This is a genomic window from Faecalibacterium sp. AM43-5AT (assembly GCF_003603345.1).
Lineage (GTDB): Bacteria > Bacillota > Clostridia > Oscillospirales > Ruminococcaceae > Faecalibacterium > Faecalibacterium taiwanense.
This window is the reverse complement of record NZ_QVGZ01000005.1, coordinates 113,593-128,247: the sequence shown is the minus strand read 5'-3', so window position 1 is coordinate 128,247 and position 14,655 is coordinate 113,593. Positions and strand designations below refer to the sequence as shown.

15 protein-coding genes and 1 riboswitch are annotated in these 14,655 nt (G+C 60.9%); of the genes, 14 read left to right on the top strand and 1 reads right to left on the bottom strand.

The annotated features are described in order from the left end of the window. The 9 genes from cobT to DW937_RS08310 are packed head-to-tail and all read left to right on the top strand — an operon-like array spanning nt 1 to nt 7,426. Nucleotides 1–1,065, top strand: coding sequence for a nicotinate-nucleotide--dimethylbenzimidazole phosphoribosyltransferase (gene cobT, locus DW937_RS08350; RefSeq protein ID WP_097781493.1), 1,065 nt, complete (start codon nt 1–3; stop codon nt 1,063–1,065). After that, entirely contained in the window at nt 1,059–1,580 is a 522-nt protein-coding gene (locus DW937_RS08345) for a bifunctional adenosylcobinamide kinase/adenosylcobinamide-phosphate guanylyltransferase (protein ID WP_120120630.1), read from the top strand. The genes cobT and DW937_RS08345 overlap by 7 nt, the downstream gene beginning before the upstream one ends. Further along, entirely contained in the window at nt 1,577–2,329 is a 753-nt protein-coding gene (locus DW937_RS08340; RefSeq protein WP_120120629.1) for an adenosylcobinamide-GDP ribazoletransferase, read from the top strand. The genes DW937_RS08345 and DW937_RS08340 overlap by 4 nt, the downstream gene beginning before the upstream one ends. After that, on the top strand, nt 2,326–2,655 hold the full coding sequence (locus DW937_RS08335) for a bifunctional adenosylcobinamide kinase/adenosylcobinamide-phosphate guanylyltransferase (protein WP_120120628.1): 330 nt from the start codon (nt 2,326–2,328) through the stop codon (nt 2,653–2,655). Before DW937_RS08340 ends, DW937_RS08335 begins: the two co-directional genes overlap by 4 nt. After that, complete coding sequence (locus DW937_RS08330) at nt 2,649–3,245, top strand: histidine phosphatase family protein (protein ID WP_120120627.1); 597 nt, start codon at nt 2,649–2,651, stop codon at nt 3,243–3,245. Before DW937_RS08335 ends, DW937_RS08330 begins: the two co-directional genes overlap by 7 nt. Then, nucleotides 3,245–4,198: an adenosylcobinamide-phosphate synthase CbiB gene (gene cbiB, locus DW937_RS08325; protein WP_120120626.1), complete on the top strand. Its 954-nt coding sequence runs from the start codon at nt 3,245–3,247 to the stop codon at nt 4,196–4,198. Before DW937_RS08330 ends, cbiB begins: the two co-directional genes overlap by 1 nt. Beyond that, nucleotides 4,195–5,262, top strand: a complete 1,068-nt coding sequence (locus DW937_RS08320) for a threonine-phosphate decarboxylase (RefSeq protein WP_120120625.1) — start codon at nt 4,195–4,197, stop codon at nt 5,260–5,262. The genes cbiB and DW937_RS08320 overlap by 4 nt, the downstream gene beginning before the upstream one ends. Further along, nucleotides 5,259–6,755: a cobyric acid synthase gene (locus tag DW937_RS08315; RefSeq protein ID WP_120120624.1), complete on the top strand. Its 1,497-nt coding sequence runs from the start codon at nt 5,259–5,261 to the stop codon at nt 6,753–6,755. The genes DW937_RS08320 and DW937_RS08315 overlap by 4 nt, the downstream gene beginning before the upstream one ends. Continuing rightward, on the top strand, nt 6,752–7,426 hold the full coding sequence (locus tag DW937_RS08310) for a precorrin-8X methylmutase (protein WP_120120623.1): 675 nt from the start codon (nt 6,752–6,754) through the stop codon (nt 7,424–7,426). The genes DW937_RS08315 and DW937_RS08310 overlap by 4 nt, the downstream gene beginning before the upstream one ends. A gap of 162 nt (nt 7,427–7,588) precedes the next feature. Here DW937_RS08310 and DW937_RS08305 read toward each other — a convergent pair whose 3' ends face one another. Then, nucleotides 7,589–8,980 (bottom strand): hypothetical protein, encoded by a 1,392-nt coding sequence (locus DW937_RS08305; protein WP_120120622.1) that lies wholly within the window; start codon nt 8,978–8,980, stop codon nt 7,589–7,591. 187 nt (nt 8,981–9,167) lie between these two features. After that, a riboswitch (TPP riboswitch) is annotated at nt 9,168–9,275 on the top strand. Nucleotides 9,276–9,565: 290 nt separating this feature from the next. Here DW937_RS08305 and thiW point away from each other — a divergent pair. From thiW to DW937_RS08280, 5 genes are all read left to right on the top strand, one after another. Beyond that, a complete protein-coding gene (gene thiW, locus DW937_RS08300; protein ID WP_118528981.1) occupies nt 9,566–10,081 on the top strand; it encodes an energy coupling factor transporter S component ThiW in 516 nt (171 codons plus the stop codon). Between the two features lie 15 nt (nt 10,082–10,096). Beyond that, nucleotides 10,097–10,918 (top strand): hydroxyethylthiazole kinase, encoded by an 822-nt coding sequence (gene thiM, locus DW937_RS08295; protein ID WP_118528983.1) that lies wholly within the window; start codon nt 10,097–10,099, stop codon nt 10,916–10,918. Then, nucleotides 10,905–11,540, top strand: coding sequence for a thiamine phosphate synthase (gene thiE / locus DW937_RS08290; protein ID WP_120120621.1), 636 nt, complete (start codon nt 10,905–10,907; stop codon nt 11,538–11,540). The genes thiM and thiE overlap by 14 nt, the downstream gene beginning before the upstream one ends. Nucleotides 11,541–11,742: 202 nt before the next feature. Next, entirely contained in the window at nt 11,743–13,053 is a 1,311-nt protein-coding gene (gene thiC, locus DW937_RS08285) for a phosphomethylpyrimidine synthase ThiC (RefSeq protein ID WP_044953845.1), read from the top strand. A gap of 176 nt (nt 13,054–13,229) precedes the next feature. Continuing rightward, the gene (locus tag DW937_RS08280; RefSeq protein WP_097776360.1) at nt 13,230–14,615 is read left to right on the top strand and encodes an alanine/glycine:cation symporter family protein; all 1,386 of its coding nucleotides are present in this window, start codon (nt 13,230–13,232) and stop codon (nt 14,613–14,615) included. Nucleotides 14,616–14,655: the final 40 nt, after the last annotated feature.

The following is a 14,655-nucleotide window of genomic DNA, read 5'->3' as shown; positions in this document are numbered from 1 at the left end:
ATGACCGAAACGGAACTGAATGCACTTTTGGCGGGTATCACCCCTGCCAACGAAGCTGCCCGCGCGGCGGCACATGCCCACTGGGCCAGCCTTGCAAAGCCTCTGGGCGGGTTGGGCCGGCTGGAGACCATGCTGGAGGATGCCGCCGCCCTTACCGGCAGTGCGGAGCTTGATCTTTCCCGCCGGGTGGTGGTGGTGCTCTGCGCGGATAACGGCGTAGTGGCGCAGGGCGTGAGCCAGACCGGGCAGGAAGTGACCCGTGCCGTGGCCGAAAACCTTGCCATGCGGCGCACCAGTGTGTGCCAGATGGCCCGCACGGCCCACTGCGATGTTCTGCCCGTGGATATGGGCATGGCAGGCGAACCGGTGCCCGGCGTGCGCAGCTGCCGCATTGCCGCAGGCACGGCGGATTTTACCCAAGGCCCTGCCATGAGCCGGGCCGAGGCCGTGCAGGCCGTTGGGGAGGGCATTGCCCTTGCCCGGGAACTGGCAGAGGATGGCTACAGGCTCATCGCCACCGGTGAAATGGGCATTGGCAATACCACCACCTCCAGCGCGGTGGCGGCAGTGCTGCTGGGCCAGCCCGTGGAGCTTATGACCGGGCGCGGTGCGGGCCTCTCGGACGAAGGGCTTGCCCGTAAGGTGGATGCCATCTGCCGCGGCATCCTTTGCAATGAGCCGGACCCGGAAGACACATTGGATGTTCTTGCAAAGCTTGGCGGCTTTGATATCGCGGGCCTGTGCGGTGTGTTTCTGGGCGGTGCACTGGCCGGTGTGCCGGTGCTGGCAGATGGCTTTATCAGCGGAGTGGCCGCGCTGTGCGCCGTGCGGCTGTGCCCGGCGGCGGCAAAGGCTGTGTTTGCAAGCCACTGCTCGGCAGAGCCTGCCGCGCGCATCGTGCTGGAAGCACTGGGCAAGGCACCCATCATTACGGCGGGGCTGCATCTGGGCGAGGGCACCGGCGCGGTGGCCAGCATCCCGCTGTGGGATATGGCGCTGGCCGTATACGGCGGGTGCTACTCCTTTGCGGAGGGCGGCATTGCGCCGTATACGCCCCAATGTTGACGCTGGTTCTGGGCGGCGCGGCCAGCGGCAAAAGTGAATATGCCGAGAGCCTTGTGCTGAAAACCACCGGCCCCCGCTACTATTTTGCCACCATGCAGGTGTGGGATGCCGAGTGTGCCGCCCGGGTGGAAAAGCACCGCAAAATGCGGGCCGCAAAGCAGTTTGAAACGGTGGAGTGTCCCTTGCATCTGGGCAATGTGCGCCTGCCTGCGCGAGGCACCGCCTTGCTGGAAGACCTTGGAAACCTTGCCGCCAACGAGCTGTACGACCCGGCGGGAGCAGGGGAAAACGCGGCCAAAGCCATCCTGCACGGGCTGGAAAGCCTTGCAGCCCAGTGCGAAAACCTCATCGTTGTTTCCAACGAGGTGTTCAGCGGCGGGGCCGACTATGCCGGTGACACAGGCCGCTATCTGCTGGCACTGGCGCAGGTGAACAATGCCTTTGCCGCCCGGGCAGATGCGGTGGTGCGGGTGGTATGCGGCATCCCCGTGTACTATAAAGGAGTGGAAAAATGATCGTTTTGCAGACCATTGCGGTGGCCTTTGCCATGTTTTCGGCCATCCCGGTGCCGCAGTTCGAATGGAACGAAAAGAATATGCGTTATGCCATGTGCGCCTTTCCGCTCATTGGTGTCGTTATTGGTGCGGCGTGGTGTGTGTGTGGCACGCTGCCCCTGCCGGACCTTGCCAAGGCGGCAGGCTTTGCGCTGATCCCGGTATGGATCACCGGCGGCATCCATCTGGACGGCTATGCCGACACCTGCGATGCCCTTTCCAGCTACGGCGACCGAGAAAAGAAGCTGGAAATATTAAAAGACCCCCACTGCGGTGCCTTTGCGGTCATCCGGCTGTGCAGCTATTTTCTGGCCTATTTTGCCCTGTGCACCTGTGTGAGTTTTGCACCCCGCGTGGGTGTGCTGTGGGTTTTGGCACTGGTGCTGGAACGGGCGCTTTCGGGCCTTGCGGTGGCATCGTTCCCCATGGCAAAAAACACCGGTCTTGCACACACCTTTGCCACTGCAGCAGACAAAACTGTGGTGCGCCGAGTGCTGGCGGTGCTGGCCGCAGTGCTGTGCGTGGGTATGGCGGCGCTGGGCGGCTGGGCACTGGTGCTGGCAGCGCTGGCGGTGCTCTGGCGCTACCATGCTGTGAGCCGGAAGCAGTTCGGCGGCATCACCGGCGACCTTGCCGGGTGGTTTTTGCAAAAGGCCGAGCTCTGGATGCTGGCGGCACTGTGTGCCTGCCAGTGGGGAGGGCTGCTATGATCTTTATTACCGGGCCGCTCTACAGCGGCAAGCGCACCTTTGCGCAAACACTTCCCGGCAAGCGTCTTTCGGACGTGCAGGTATTGGCTGCCGATGCCGCCGACCGCGAGGCACTGGAACGGCTGGCAGACCGCCTTGCTTCTGAATACGATATCCTCATCGCCACCGAGGTAGGCGGCGGTGTTGTGCCGATGGATGTCAAACAGCGCGCCGACCGCGAGGCGGCGGGCAGGCTTGCCTGCCTGCTGGCCGCACGGGCCGAATGCGTGGTGCAGATGTTCTGCGGCATCCCAACGGTTTTGAAAGGAGAATTGTCTCAATGCTGATCTATCTTCTGCGTCATGGCCAGACGGAATACAACGCCCAGAAGCGTTATCAGGGCCAGCGCGATATCCCGCTCTCACCCGAAGGCGCTGCCCAGCTGCGCCGGGCAGATTTTGACCCCGATGTGGTCTATGTTTCCACCCTGCAGCGCACCAGCCAGACGGCGCGCATCCTGTTCCCGGAGGCAAAGCTTGTGCCGGTGGACGGCCTGAAAGAGATGTGCTTTGGCAGCTTTGAGGGACGCAATTTCATCGAGATGGAAAAGGACCCCGAGTATCAGGCATGGGTGAAGGCCAACTGCGAAAGCCCCTGCCCGGATGGAGAGCGCAAGACGGATTTTTCAGACCGCATCTGCCGCACCGTGGCAGAGCTGATCGATAAAGCTCTTGCCGCAGGCGAAGAACGGCTGGTCATTCTGGCCCACGGCGGCACCCAGATGGCCGCCATGGAGCGGTTTGCCGTCCCCCACAGGGACTATTATGCGTGGTGCGGGCCCAACGCGGGCGGCTTTGTGCTGGATGCAAAGGACTGGCAGACGAAGCACGTTTTGTATCTCATCAAGACGGTGCAGTATACAAAGGGGGCCGAGTGATGGTCCTGTGGGCTGTACTGGGCGGTTTTGTGCTGGACGCGCTCTTCGGAGACCCGGCGTGGCTACCGCACCCGGTGGTGCTTATGGGCAGATGCATCTCCCGGCTGGAAAAATTCCTGCGTGCCCGCCTGCCCGGCACCCCGCAGGGCGAGCTGCTGGGCGGTGCCGTGACGGCGTTCTGCCTGCCGGTGGGCACCTTTCTGGTCACGAGCCTTGTGTGTCTGGCGGCGGCAAAGCTCAGCCCGTGGCTGGGCCTTGCGGTGCAGATGTTCTGGTGCGGGCAGGCGCTGGCGGCAAGGGGCCTTGCGCAGGAGAGCACAAATGTGTATAACGAGCTGGTCCGGAACGACCTGCCCGCTGCTCGCAAAGCCGTGAGCCGCATCGTGGGCCGCGACACCCAGAACCTGACCTCAGAGGGTGTGACCAAAGCTGCGGTGGAAACGGTGGCCGAAAATGCCAGCGACGGTGTCATTGCGCCGCTGCTGTATATGCTCATCGGCGGGGCACCGCTGGCGCTGACCTACAAGGCCATCAATACCATGGACAGCATGCTGGGCTACAAAAACGAGAAGTATCTTTACTTTGGCCGCGCAGCCGCGAAGCTGGACGACCTTGCCAACTACATCCCCAGCCGCCTTGCCGCCCTTTTGTGGGTGGCCGCTGCGGCCTTTACCGGCAACGATGCCAAGGGCGCATGGCGCATCTGGCGGCGGGACCGGCGCAACCACGCCAGCCCCAACAGCGCCCAGACCGAAAGCGCCTGCGCCGGTGCACTGGGCGTGCAGCTGGCCGGCCCAGCTTACTATTTTGGCGAATATTACCCCAAGCCTACCATCGGTGATGCCCTGCGCCCCATTGAGCCGCAGGACATCCTGCGCGCCAACCGCATGATGTATGTGGCAAGCGGCTTTGCGCTGGCATGGGGTGCAGCAATACGGGGGTTCCTTGCATGAAACAATTGACCCATGGCGGCGACTGGGCGGGCTACCGCGCCGAGTTTGGCCGCGACCCGCTGGATTTTTCGGCCAATGTCAGTCCGCTGGGTCTGCCGGAAGGGGTGGCAAAGGCCATTACGGCAGCGCTTGCCACGGCCGACCGCTACCCCGACCCGCTGTGCCGGGCCCTGCGTGAAAAACTGGCGGTGGCTGAGGGAGTGCCCGCCGAATGGCTGCTGTGCGGCAACGGCGCGGCAGACCTCATCTTCCGGCTGGCGCTGGCTGCAAAGCCCTGCACTGCACTGGTAACGGCCCCCACTTTTGCCGAGTATGCCACCGCCCTTGAAACGGCAGGCTGCACGGTGGAACGGCATTTTTTGCGGGAAGAAAACGATTTTGCGGTGGCGAAAGATCTCCTGAACGCGGTGCACCCGGGTACAAATATGGTGTTCCTCTGTCAGCCCAACAACCCCACCGGCCAGCTGGCAGAGCCTGCCCTTGTGGAAGCGCTGCTGCACAAATGCGAAGCCGTGGGTGCGGTGCTGGCCGTGGACGAATGCTTTCTGGATTTTCTGCCGGAGGGCGAAGGCCTTTCGGCAAAGCATCTGCTGAAAAACAGCAAAAAACTGATTATTTTAAAAGCCTTCACCAAGCTTTACGGCATGGCAGGCGTGCGGCTGGGCTGCTGCCTGTGCTCTGATACAGAGCTGCTTGCCCGGATGCGGGCAGCGGGCCAGCCGTGGGCGGTGTCCGGTCTGGCGCAGGCGGCAGGCATCGCTGCGCTGGACGAGACGGAATATGTGGCGAAGGTGCGTGCATTGATCGAAGCACAGCGGCCTGTGCTGGCAGACGGCCTGCGGGCGCTGGGCCTGCGGGTGATCGAGGGCCGGGCTAACTATCTGCTGTTCCGCGCGCCGGAAGCGCTGGGCGAAGCGCTGCGCCGCAAGGGTGCAGTACTGCGCAGCTGCGGCAATTATCCGGGCCTTGATGCCAGCTGGTACCGCACCGCCGTGCGCACAGAAAACGAGAACCGGCAGCTGCTTGCACTGCTGGCCGAAACCCTGCCGGAGGTGGCACAATGAGCAAGGCAAAATGCATTATGGTGCAGGGCACCATGAGCGGTGCGGGCAAAAGCCTGCTGTGCGCGGCGCTGTGCCGCATCTTTGCGCAGGATGGCTACCGCGTGGCCCCTTTCAAAAGCCAGAACATGGCCCTGAACAGCTTCGTCACCCGCAACGGTGCAGAGATGGGCCGTGCTCAGGTGGTGCAGGCACAGGCTGCAGGCGTGGAGCCGGATGTGCGCATGAACCCCATCCTGCTCAAGCCCAGCAGCGATGTGGGCAGCCAGGTGATCGTGAACGGCAAGGCCCGGGGCCAGATGTCTGCTGCCGCCTACTTTAAAATGAAGCGCAGCCTTATCCCGGACATTCTGGAAGCCTACAACAGCCTTGCCGCCGAGAACGACATTATCGTGATCGAAGGCGCGGGCAGCCCGGCGGAGATCAACCTGAAAGCCGACGATATCGTGAACATGGGCCTTGCAAAGCTGGTGGATGCGCCGGTGCTTCTGGCGGGCGATATCGACCGGGGCGGCGTATTCGCGCAACTGTACGGCACTGTGGAGCTGCTGGAAGCCGACGAGCGTGCCCGCATCAGGGGGCTCATCATCAACAAGTTCCGGGGCGATGTGGAGATCCTGCGGCCCGGCCTTGCCATGCTGGAAGAAAAAACGCAGCTGCCCGTAGTGGGTGTGGTGCCGTATCTGCGGGTGGAGATCGAGGACGAGGACTCTCTCTCGGATCGTCTGGAAGCAAAAAGCGCCGTCAAGCCGCTGGATATCGCCATCCTGCGCCTGCCGCATGTGTCCAACTTCACCGACTTTATCCCGCTGGAACAGCACCCGTTGCTGGGTGTGCGGTACGTGCAGCGCACCCGCCAGCTGGGTGCACCGGATCTCGTCATTCTGCCCGGCACCAAAAACACCATGGATGACCTGCGCTGGCTGCGGGAAAGCGGACTGGAAGCGGCGGTGCTCAGGCTTTCGGCAACCGGTACGCCGGTGCTGGGCGTGTGCGGCGGCTATCAGATGCTGGGCGAACAGCTCTGCGACCCGGCAGGGGAGGAGAGCGGCACCCCCTGCACCCTGCGGGGCCTTGGCCTGCTGCCCACCACGACGGTGTTCAGCACCGAAAAGCACCTGACCCAGACCGCAGCCTGTGTGACCACAGAACCCTTTGCAGGCGCAAAGCTGACGGGCTACGAGATCCACGCAGGCCGCACCGAGGTGCGGGGCAGTGCGTTCTGCATCCTTGCAGACGGCACGCCGGAGGGCTGTGTGCAGGACGGTGTATTCGGTACCTACCTGCACGGCCTGTTCGACACCGGCGAACTGACCGAAAAACTGACCGCATTTTTGTGCAAACGGAAGGGCATCGATCCGGCCGGGGCCGAGCTTATCCCCATGGAGCAGTACCGTCAGCAGCAGTTTGATCTGCTTGCCGATGGTGTGCGCGCGGCACTGGATCTGCCTGCCATCTATGCTGCTATGGGAATGCAAAAAGGAGACAACACATGACACCGCAGCATCATCTGCCCGCCGACATTGAACGGACGAGCATCTCCATTATCACAAGGGAACTGGACGAGCTGGGCCTGACCCCGCCGCCGGAGACGGCTGCGGTGGTCAAGCGGGTCATCCATACCACCGCGGATTTCGACTACGCAAACAATCTGCGCTTTACACCCGGCGCGGTGGAAGCCGCAGTCAAGGCCCTGCACGCGGGTGCTTTCATCGTTACCGACACCAATATGGCGCTGGCAGGCATCACAAAACCGGGCCTGAAAAAACTGAACGGTGAAGCCATCTGCTACATGGCAGACCCCGCTGTGGCCGAAGCCGCAAAGCAGGCGGGCACCACCCGTGCCGTTGCCGCCATGCACCGCGCTGCCCGGGAGCACCCGGGGGCCATTCTGGCCATTGGCAATGCGCCCACGGCCCTTTTGACCATTGCGGAGGAAATGGAAGCCGGTCTGCGGCCTGCACTGGTCATTGGCGTGCCGGTAGGGTTTGTGAATGTGGTGGAAAGCAAGGAAGTGCTGTTTGCCGCCTGCGAGCGATACGGCGTGCCTGCCATCGCCGCCATGGGCCGCAAGGGCGGCAGCAATGTGGCTGCAGCCATCTGCAACGCCCTCATTTACTCTGCCGCCGAAATGCTGGACCCCTCTGCCAGAGGGTGGAACGGATAAGGCGGAAACAGCATAACATCAAAAACCCGGAACCCTTTTTGAGCCGTTTTGGCCGAGAAAAGGTTCCGGGTTTTGTTCATGATTTTTTCAGAGAGCTATTTTGTAACAGCCTCATTTTCACGGAAAAGGTCCGAACCGAGCACGGCATCCACACTGCCGGCATCAGGCTGCGGGGAACGTCTTGTTCCACACTTCGATCACCTTGAACTTCGGGGTCCAGCCTTCGGGCTCAAAGCGGTCGCCCTTGGCAACCATGGTGCCCTGCTCGGTGCACCACTGTGCGGCCTTGGCCATATCAGGGTCGGTCACATCCGCAAAGGCGGGTGCGCCTGCGGGTTCGGGCCTGCCTGCGGTGTTCCACACCAGCAGAGCCAGTTGGCCGCGGCTTGCCGGGATGACTGCACCCTCGGGCAGGAGGCTGTGCAGGATCACGCGGGTGGCGATCTCGTAGCCGCCCCAGATGGCTGCACCGCCAACGGCCACGGCGGCAATGGTACCGCCTGTGGTATCCATGGGTGCAGGTTCCACGCCGAAGTCTTCATCAAGAGGTTCGTCCGGGTCGATGGGCTGATACGGGTCAAGCGAGCTTGCCGACCACTGAGCGACCAGTTCCACCGGGCCATTGGGCATTTTAAAGGTAAAGGTTGTGCTGGTGCTTTTGTTTGTCTCTGTCCAGCCGCCCTCCGGCTCTTCGGGTGCAGTGCCGGTGGAGTTCCACTTCTCAAACTCCATCCAGTAGCCGTCTTTCAGGGTGGTAGCCACTGCCACCGTCTCGCCTTCCTTGACCCAAAGGCTGCTGCGCGGTTCGCCGTTGATGGTCACACTGCCCAGACTGTCGTTGATGGATACCTTGTACAGCTGGTCCCGCTGTGCTTCCAGCGTCACATTGCCGTAAGGCATTTTAAAGGTGAACTCCGGGCTGGTCTGCCAGCCGTCATCCGGCTCTACGGGTGCTTTGCCGGTATACGTCCACTGCAGGAAGGGGTTCTCCTCCGTGCTCTCGGCCCGGACGGTGACCGGCTGGCCCGGCTTCACGATCTTTTTGGATGTGCCGGTGTCGCCGGTTCCGTCCACGATGGTGCCGTGTGTGACGTTGACATCGTACAGGGTCGTCCTGTGTGCCACCAGGAGCACTATGTCGGACGGCATGGTGAAGCTGAAGCTCGGCTTGTTCTCCCAGCCTTCCTCCGGGTCTACAAGAGTCGTGTAGCTCTGCCACTGATCAAATTCGTGGTGGTCGTTGATGAAACCATCCACAAGCTTTACGGTAACGCGGACGCCTGCCGGTGCCTGATAGACCTGCTTACCGTCCACAAAGAACTCGGCTTTACTCTTATCTTCATACAGGTGATATGTCTCCCGATACGCTGCGCTCAGGCTCACGTTGCCCTCAGGCATCTTAAGGTCCGTTGTTGTCCCGCCTTTTGTAAGCGTGATCATCGCCGCGCTTCCTATTTCCGGTTCTGCCGCCAGTGCCGGTGCGCACACGCTCAGCACCATGCACAGCGCCACGAGGGCTGAGAGCAGCCTTTGGGTCAGGGTCGTCTGCTTCATACGGAATTCCTCCTTTTTGCTTACGGGGGGGGGTATGCGTCCACCTTGAAAATACCATATTTCACCTTCTTTTTCAATAAAACCTGCGTGAAACGCCCCAAAAACTGCGTGAAAAACGTTTTGCACCGCTGTGCGCGCCTTTGCCCCCTCTTGCAATTTGTGCGCAAAGGGTGTAGAATACAATCACAATCAAATACAGGGGAGCTTGTGAAGCAGGCTGAGAGGAAGTACCCAAACTTCGACCCTTTTACCTGATGCGGATAATGCCGCCGTAGGAAGTCAGAATGGATGATTTTTTGCAGGAGGCACCGCGGAAGGTGTCTCCTGTTTTTTGTTGTGCACCTATTACCATTAAGGAGGATGCCTTGTACTTTTCTGCGGAAGTGCCGCAGCGGGCTGAGGGGGAGCGCCCTGAGCTTTGTGACCGTCAGCGATGGGAAGCCGTGTTCCGGCGTGAGAGGAGACCAGAAAGTCTCGACCGCTTCTTATAGTTCCTGCGCCGGGTCTGGCACCGGGTGCGGGCTGTTTGCGGAGGCGCTGTATGGTTTTTGCTGCTTCCGCAGGTTTGGAAAGGAGCCTTGCCTTATGAAAAAACTCTCTGTGAAAAAGCTGGCGCTGGCCGGCATGCTGTGTGCTCTGTGCGTGGTGGGCAGCGTATTCAGCTTCCCCATGTTCGGCAGCAAATGTGCACCCATCCAGCACATGGTCAATGTGACCTGCGCGGTGCTGCTTGGCCCGTGGTGGGGCGTGGGCGTGGCCTTTGTGGCCTCGCTGCTGCGCAATCTGCTGGGTCTGGGCAGCCTGATGGCCTTCCCCGGCAGCATGTTCGGCGCACTGCTGTGCGGCCTTGTGTACCATAAGACCAAAAACATCCTTGCCACCATGGTGGGCGAGGTGTTCGGCACCAGCATTCTGGGCGGCCTGTGCGCTTACCCGGTGGCCATCTTCCTCATGGGCAAGAGCGCTGGCGATATCGCGTTCTATGCCTACATCGTGCCGTTCCTCATCTCCACTGCAGTGGGTTCCATCATTGCGGGCGTGCTGGTGTACAGCCTGCAGCGCTCCGGCGCTCTGCGCTCCATGCAGAACAGCCTTTCCTGACGGTGGTGCGTGCAAATGTTTAAAACAGAGTTTGAAAATGTCCGCCGCACCTGCCCGCTCATCCATAACATTACCAACTACGTCACCGTGAACGACTGCGCCAACATGGTGCTGGCCTGCGGTGCTTCGCCCATCATGGCCGACGATGCCGCCGAGGTGGAGGACATCACCACCATCTGCGGCGGTCTGAACATCAACATCGGCACCCTGAACAGCCGCACCATCACCAGCATGCTGCTGGCGGGCAAAAAGGCAAACCAGCTGGGCCATCCTGTGGTGCTGGACCCGGTGGGTGCGGGTGCATCCCGCCTGCGCACCGACACGGCTTTCCGCCTGCTCCGGGACGTAAAGTTCACCGTGATCCGCGGCAACATCTCGGAGATCAAAACGCTGGCTTCCGGCGCGGGAACCACCAAGGGCGTGGATGCCGATGTGGCCGATAAAGTTACTGAGGCCAATCTGGATTCTGCCGTGGCCTTTGCCAAGGCCTTTGCAGCCCAGACGGGTGCCGTTATTGCCATTACCGGTGCCATCGACATCGTGGCCGATGCCCACACCGCCTACTGCATCCGCAACGGCAATGCCATGATGAGCAGCATCACCGGCACAGGCTGCCAGCTTTCGGCCCTGACGGCGGCGTTCGTTACCGCCAACCCCGGCCATCCGCTGGAAGCCGCTGCAGCTGCAGTGTGCGCCATGGGCCTTGCGGGCGAGACCGCCCACAAACGCCTGACCCCGCTGGACGGCAACTCCACCTACCGCAATTATATCATCGATGCCATTTACAATATGACCCCGGATCAGCTGGAAGAAGGAGCAAACTATGAAGTGCGATAAGCAGAACATGCTTCTGTATGCCGTCACCGACCGCGCATGGGTGGGCAAACAGACCCTCTATGAACAGGTGGAGAGCGCCCTGAAGGGCGGTGTCACCTGTGTGCAGCTGCGTGAAAAAGAGCTGGACGACGAAGCCTTTCTGAAAGAGGCGGTGGAGCTCCATGCTCTGTGCCAGCGCTACGGCGTGCCGTTCTTTGTGAACGACAACGTGGACATTGCCATCCGCTGCCACGCCGAAGGTGTGCACGTGGGGCAGGAGGATATGGCTGCAGCGCAGGTGCGCGCCCGTGTGGGCGAGGGAATGATGATCGGCGTTTCCGTCCACAGTGTGGAGGAAGCACGGGAAGCCGTCAAGCACGGCGCAGACTGCCTTGGCGTGGGCGCGGCCTTTGCCACCCATACCAAGACCGATGTGGATGTTCTGCCCCACGAGACCCTGAAGGCCATCTGTGATGCCGTGGACATCCCGGTGGTGGCCATTGGCGGCATCCACAAGGAGAACATCCTGCAGCTCAAGGGCACCGGTGTGGATGGCGTGGCCCTTGTGAGCGCCATCTTTGCAGCAGACGACATCGAGACCGAGTGCAAAGAGTTGAAAGCCCTGTCGGAGCAGATCATCTGACCGATCCCGCGGCAAACTGGGGACACCACCTTGGGCCGCGTTATAAAATTCATGGAGAAAACCAACATGAAAAGCGTATTTTGCGCAGGTGCCGGCATCCAGAACGTTCTGTTTTTTCTGAATGACGGCTGCCTTTCCCTACCCTTGTATGACCAGCACCCTGCTGTTCAGAGATAAACTGTCATTTGGAGGAACAGAGCGTATGCAGACTTATACCACTCAGATGGATGCTGCCCGCAAGGGCATCATCACGCCGCAGATGGAGATCGTGGCTAAAAAAGAGTATCGCACCACCGAGGAGATCCGCCAGTGGGTGGCCGAGGGCAAGGTAGCCATTCCGGCCAACAAGCACCACGAGTGTTTGAACCCCGAGGGTGTCGGCTCCATGCTGCGCACCAAGATCAACGTGAACCTTGGTGTCTCCCGCGACTGCAAGGACTACAACGTGGAGATGCAGAAGGTGATGAGCGCCGTCAACATGGGTGCGGAAGCCATTATGGATCTTTCCAGCCACGGCAACACCCAGCCCTTCCGCCAGAAGCTGACCCACGAGTGCCCGGTGATGATCGGCACTGTGCCGGTGTACGATTCGGTCATCCACTACCAGCGCGATCTGGCTGAGCTGACCGCACAGGACTTCATCGATGTGGTGCGCCTGCATGCAGAGGACGGTGTGGACTTTGTCACCCTGCACTGCGGCATCACCCGCAAGACCATCGAGCAGATCCGCAAGCACAAGCGCAAGATGAACATTGTCAGCCGCGGCGGCTCTCTGGTGTTTGCATGGATGAGCATGACCGGCAACGAGAACCCCTTCTACGAGCACTTTGACGAGATCTGCGAGATCTGCGCCGAGCACGATGTGACCATCTCGCTGGGCGATGCCTGCCGTCCCGGCTGTCTGGCTGACGCCACCGATGTGTGCCAGATCGAGGAGCTGGTGCGTTTGGGCGAGTTGACCAAGCGCGCATGGGCACACAACGTGCAGGTGATGGTGGAAGGCCCCGGCCATGTGCCCCTGAATCAGGTGGCTGCAAACATGGAGGTGCAGAAGAGCATCTGCATGGGCGCACCCTTCTATGTGCTGGGACCCCTCGTCACCGATATCGCCCCCGGTTACGATCACATCACCGCTGCCATCGGCGGCGCTGTGGCTGCAGCCAGCGGTGCAGCTTTCCTGTGCTATGTGACCCCCGCCGAGCATCTGGCTCTGCCCAATGTGGACGATGTGAAGCAGGGCATCGTGGCCTCCAAGATCGCTGCCCACGCCGCCGATATCGCCAAGGGCATCCCCCACGCCCGGGACATCGACGATAAGATGGGCGATGCCCGCCGTGTGCTGGACTGGGATGCACAGTTCGCCTGCGCACTGGACCCGGAGACCGCAAAGGCCATCCGCGATGCCCGTCTGCCGGAGGACGACCACAGCGACACCTGCAGCATGTGCGGCAAGTTCTGTGCCGTGCGCAGCATGAACAAGGCGCTGGCCGGTGAGTACATCGACATTCTGTAAAAATCTTCTGTTTTGCGCGCAGCAGCGTGCATCTTCCTCCGCCGCCCGGTATGACCGCCGGGCGGCTTTTTTATTATCGATTATTTCTATCAATTTTTTAGAATTTACAATTCTTCTGTACTGTACTATAATAAAGTTAACAACTTCATTCACCCAAAGTACAGGAGGAATCTGCCTTGCTGGTAAATCTTATCGAATCCGTCTATCGCCTTTTGTGGGGCGACTTGTTCACCATCCCGCTGGGCGGCGGCATCGGCATTTCCTTCATGGTGGTGCTGCTGTTCACGGCGGGTATCTGGTTCACCTGCCGCACCCGTCTTTTGCCGGTGCGGCTGTTCCGGGATATGATCGCCGCCGTGTGCGAGAAAAAGCAGGGCAGGGACGGCCTTTCCTCCTTCCAGACGCTGGTCATTTCCACCGCCACCCGCGTGGGCATGGGCAATCTGGTGGGCGTGGTGGCTGCTGTTTCTGCAGGCGGTGCCGGTGCGGTGTTCTGGATGTGGGTCACTGCCATTCTGGGTGCGTCCACCTCCTTTATCGAATCCACCCTTGCCCAGAAATACCGCCAGCCCGACCCGCTGTACGGCGGCTGGCGCGGCGGCCCGGCCTACTATCTGCATGTGCTGGCGGAGCGCAGGCGCGGCAAAAAGCTCAAACGCTCTGTGGTAGCGGCGCTGTTTGCGGTGTCTGGCCTCATCTGCTGGTGCGGCATCAGTCAGGTGATCTCCAACTCGGTCAGTTCTGCGTTTGAAAATGCGTTCCATATTCCGCCGCTTACTACCACACTGGTGCTCACGGCCATTGCGGCGGTGATCGTGCTGCGCAAGAATGCCACCGTGAAAAGTCTGGACGTGATGGTGCCCATCATGGCGGTGTGCTATTTTGTCATCACCGTGGGCATCGTGCTGTTCAACCTGCCCAAGCTCCCGGCGGTGTTCGGGCGCATCTTTGCGGAAGCGTTCGGTCTGCGGCAGGCCGTGGCTGGCGGCTTTGGTGCTGTGCTGATGAACGGTGTCAAGCGCGGCCTGTTCTCCAACGAAGCGGGCAGCGGTTCGGCACCCTGTGCAGCTGCCGCCGCAGAGTGCGACGACCCGGTCAAGATGGGCTTTGTGCAGGCACTTGGCGTGCTGATCGATACGGTGGTGATCTGCAGCTGCACGGCTTTTTTGATGCTGCTGGTGCCGCAGGAGATCACGGAAGGACTTGCGGGCATGGACCTTTTGCAGACTGCCCTGCAGTACCATCTGGGCGGCTTTGGTGTCGTGTTCATTGCGGCCACGCTGGCGCTATTCAGCTTTTCCACCTTTCTGGGCGTTTTGTACTATGCCCGCGGCAATGTGGCCTATCTGTGCGGCGACAACTGGTGGAGCCAGACCGTGTATAAGCTGATTGCGCTGGTCATGCTGGTGATCGGCGGTATGCAGGCCTACACGGTGGTGTGGGATCTGGGCGACGTTGGCATCGGCTTGATGACCATTTTCAACATGATAGCCTTGGTGCCCATGGCAAAGGAAGCGCTTGCCGCCCTGAACGACTATGAAAAACGCAAAAAACTGCAGTAAATAGCAAAGGCCCGGCTCCCTGTAACATGGGAACCGGGCC

Excerpts from the sequence above, each read along its gene's own strand:
- DW937_RS08315 (WP_120120624.1), top strand. The coding sequence starts at position 5,259 with ATGAGCAAGGCAAAATGCATTATGGTGCAGGGCACCATGAGCGGTGCG.
- DW937_RS08305 (WP_120120622.1), bottom strand. The coding sequence starts at position 8,980 with ATGAAGCAGACGACCCTGACCCAAAGGCTGCTCTCAGCCCTCGTGGCG.
- DW937_RS08335 (WP_120120628.1), top strand. The coding sequence starts at position 2,326 with ATGATCTTTATTACCGGGCCGCTCTACAGCGGCAAGCGCACCTTTGCG.
- DW937_RS08345 (WP_120120630.1), top strand. The coding sequence starts at position 1,059 with ATGTTGACGCTGGTTCTGGGCGGCGCGGCCAGCGGCAAAAGTGAATAT.
- thiC (WP_044953845.1), top strand. The coding sequence starts at position 11,743 with ATGCAGACTTATACCACTCAGATGGATGCTGCCCGCAAGGGCATCATC.
- DW937_RS08330 (WP_120120627.1), top strand. The coding sequence starts at position 2,649 with ATGCTGATCTATCTTCTGCGTCATGGCCAGACGGAATACAACGCCCAG.
- thiW (WP_118528981.1), top strand. The coding sequence starts at position 9,566 with ATGAAAAAACTCTCTGTGAAAAAGCTGGCGCTGGCCGGCATGCTGTGT.
- thiE (WP_120120621.1), top strand. The coding sequence starts at position 10,905 with ATGAAGTGCGATAAGCAGAACATGCTTCTGTATGCCGTCACCGACCGC.
- cbiB (WP_120120626.1), top strand. The coding sequence starts at position 3,245 with ATGGTCCTGTGGGCTGTACTGGGCGGTTTTGTGCTGGACGCGCTCTTC.
- DW937_RS08320 (WP_120120625.1), top strand. The coding sequence starts at position 4,195 with ATGAAACAATTGACCCATGGCGGCGACTGGGCGGGCTACCGCGCCGAG.
- cobT (WP_097781493.1), top strand. The coding sequence starts at position 1 with ATGACCGAAACGGAACTGAATGCACTTTTGGCGGGTATCACCCCTGCC.
- DW937_RS08340 (WP_120120629.1), top strand. The coding sequence starts at position 1,577 with ATGATCGTTTTGCAGACCATTGCGGTGGCCTTTGCCATGTTTTCGGCC.
- DW937_RS08310 (WP_120120623.1), top strand. The coding sequence starts at position 6,752 with ATGACACCGCAGCATCATCTGCCCGCCGACATTGAACGGACGAGCATC.
- thiM (WP_118528983.1), top strand. The coding sequence starts at position 10,097 with ATGTTTAAAACAGAGTTTGAAAATGTCCGCCGCACCTGCCCGCTCATC.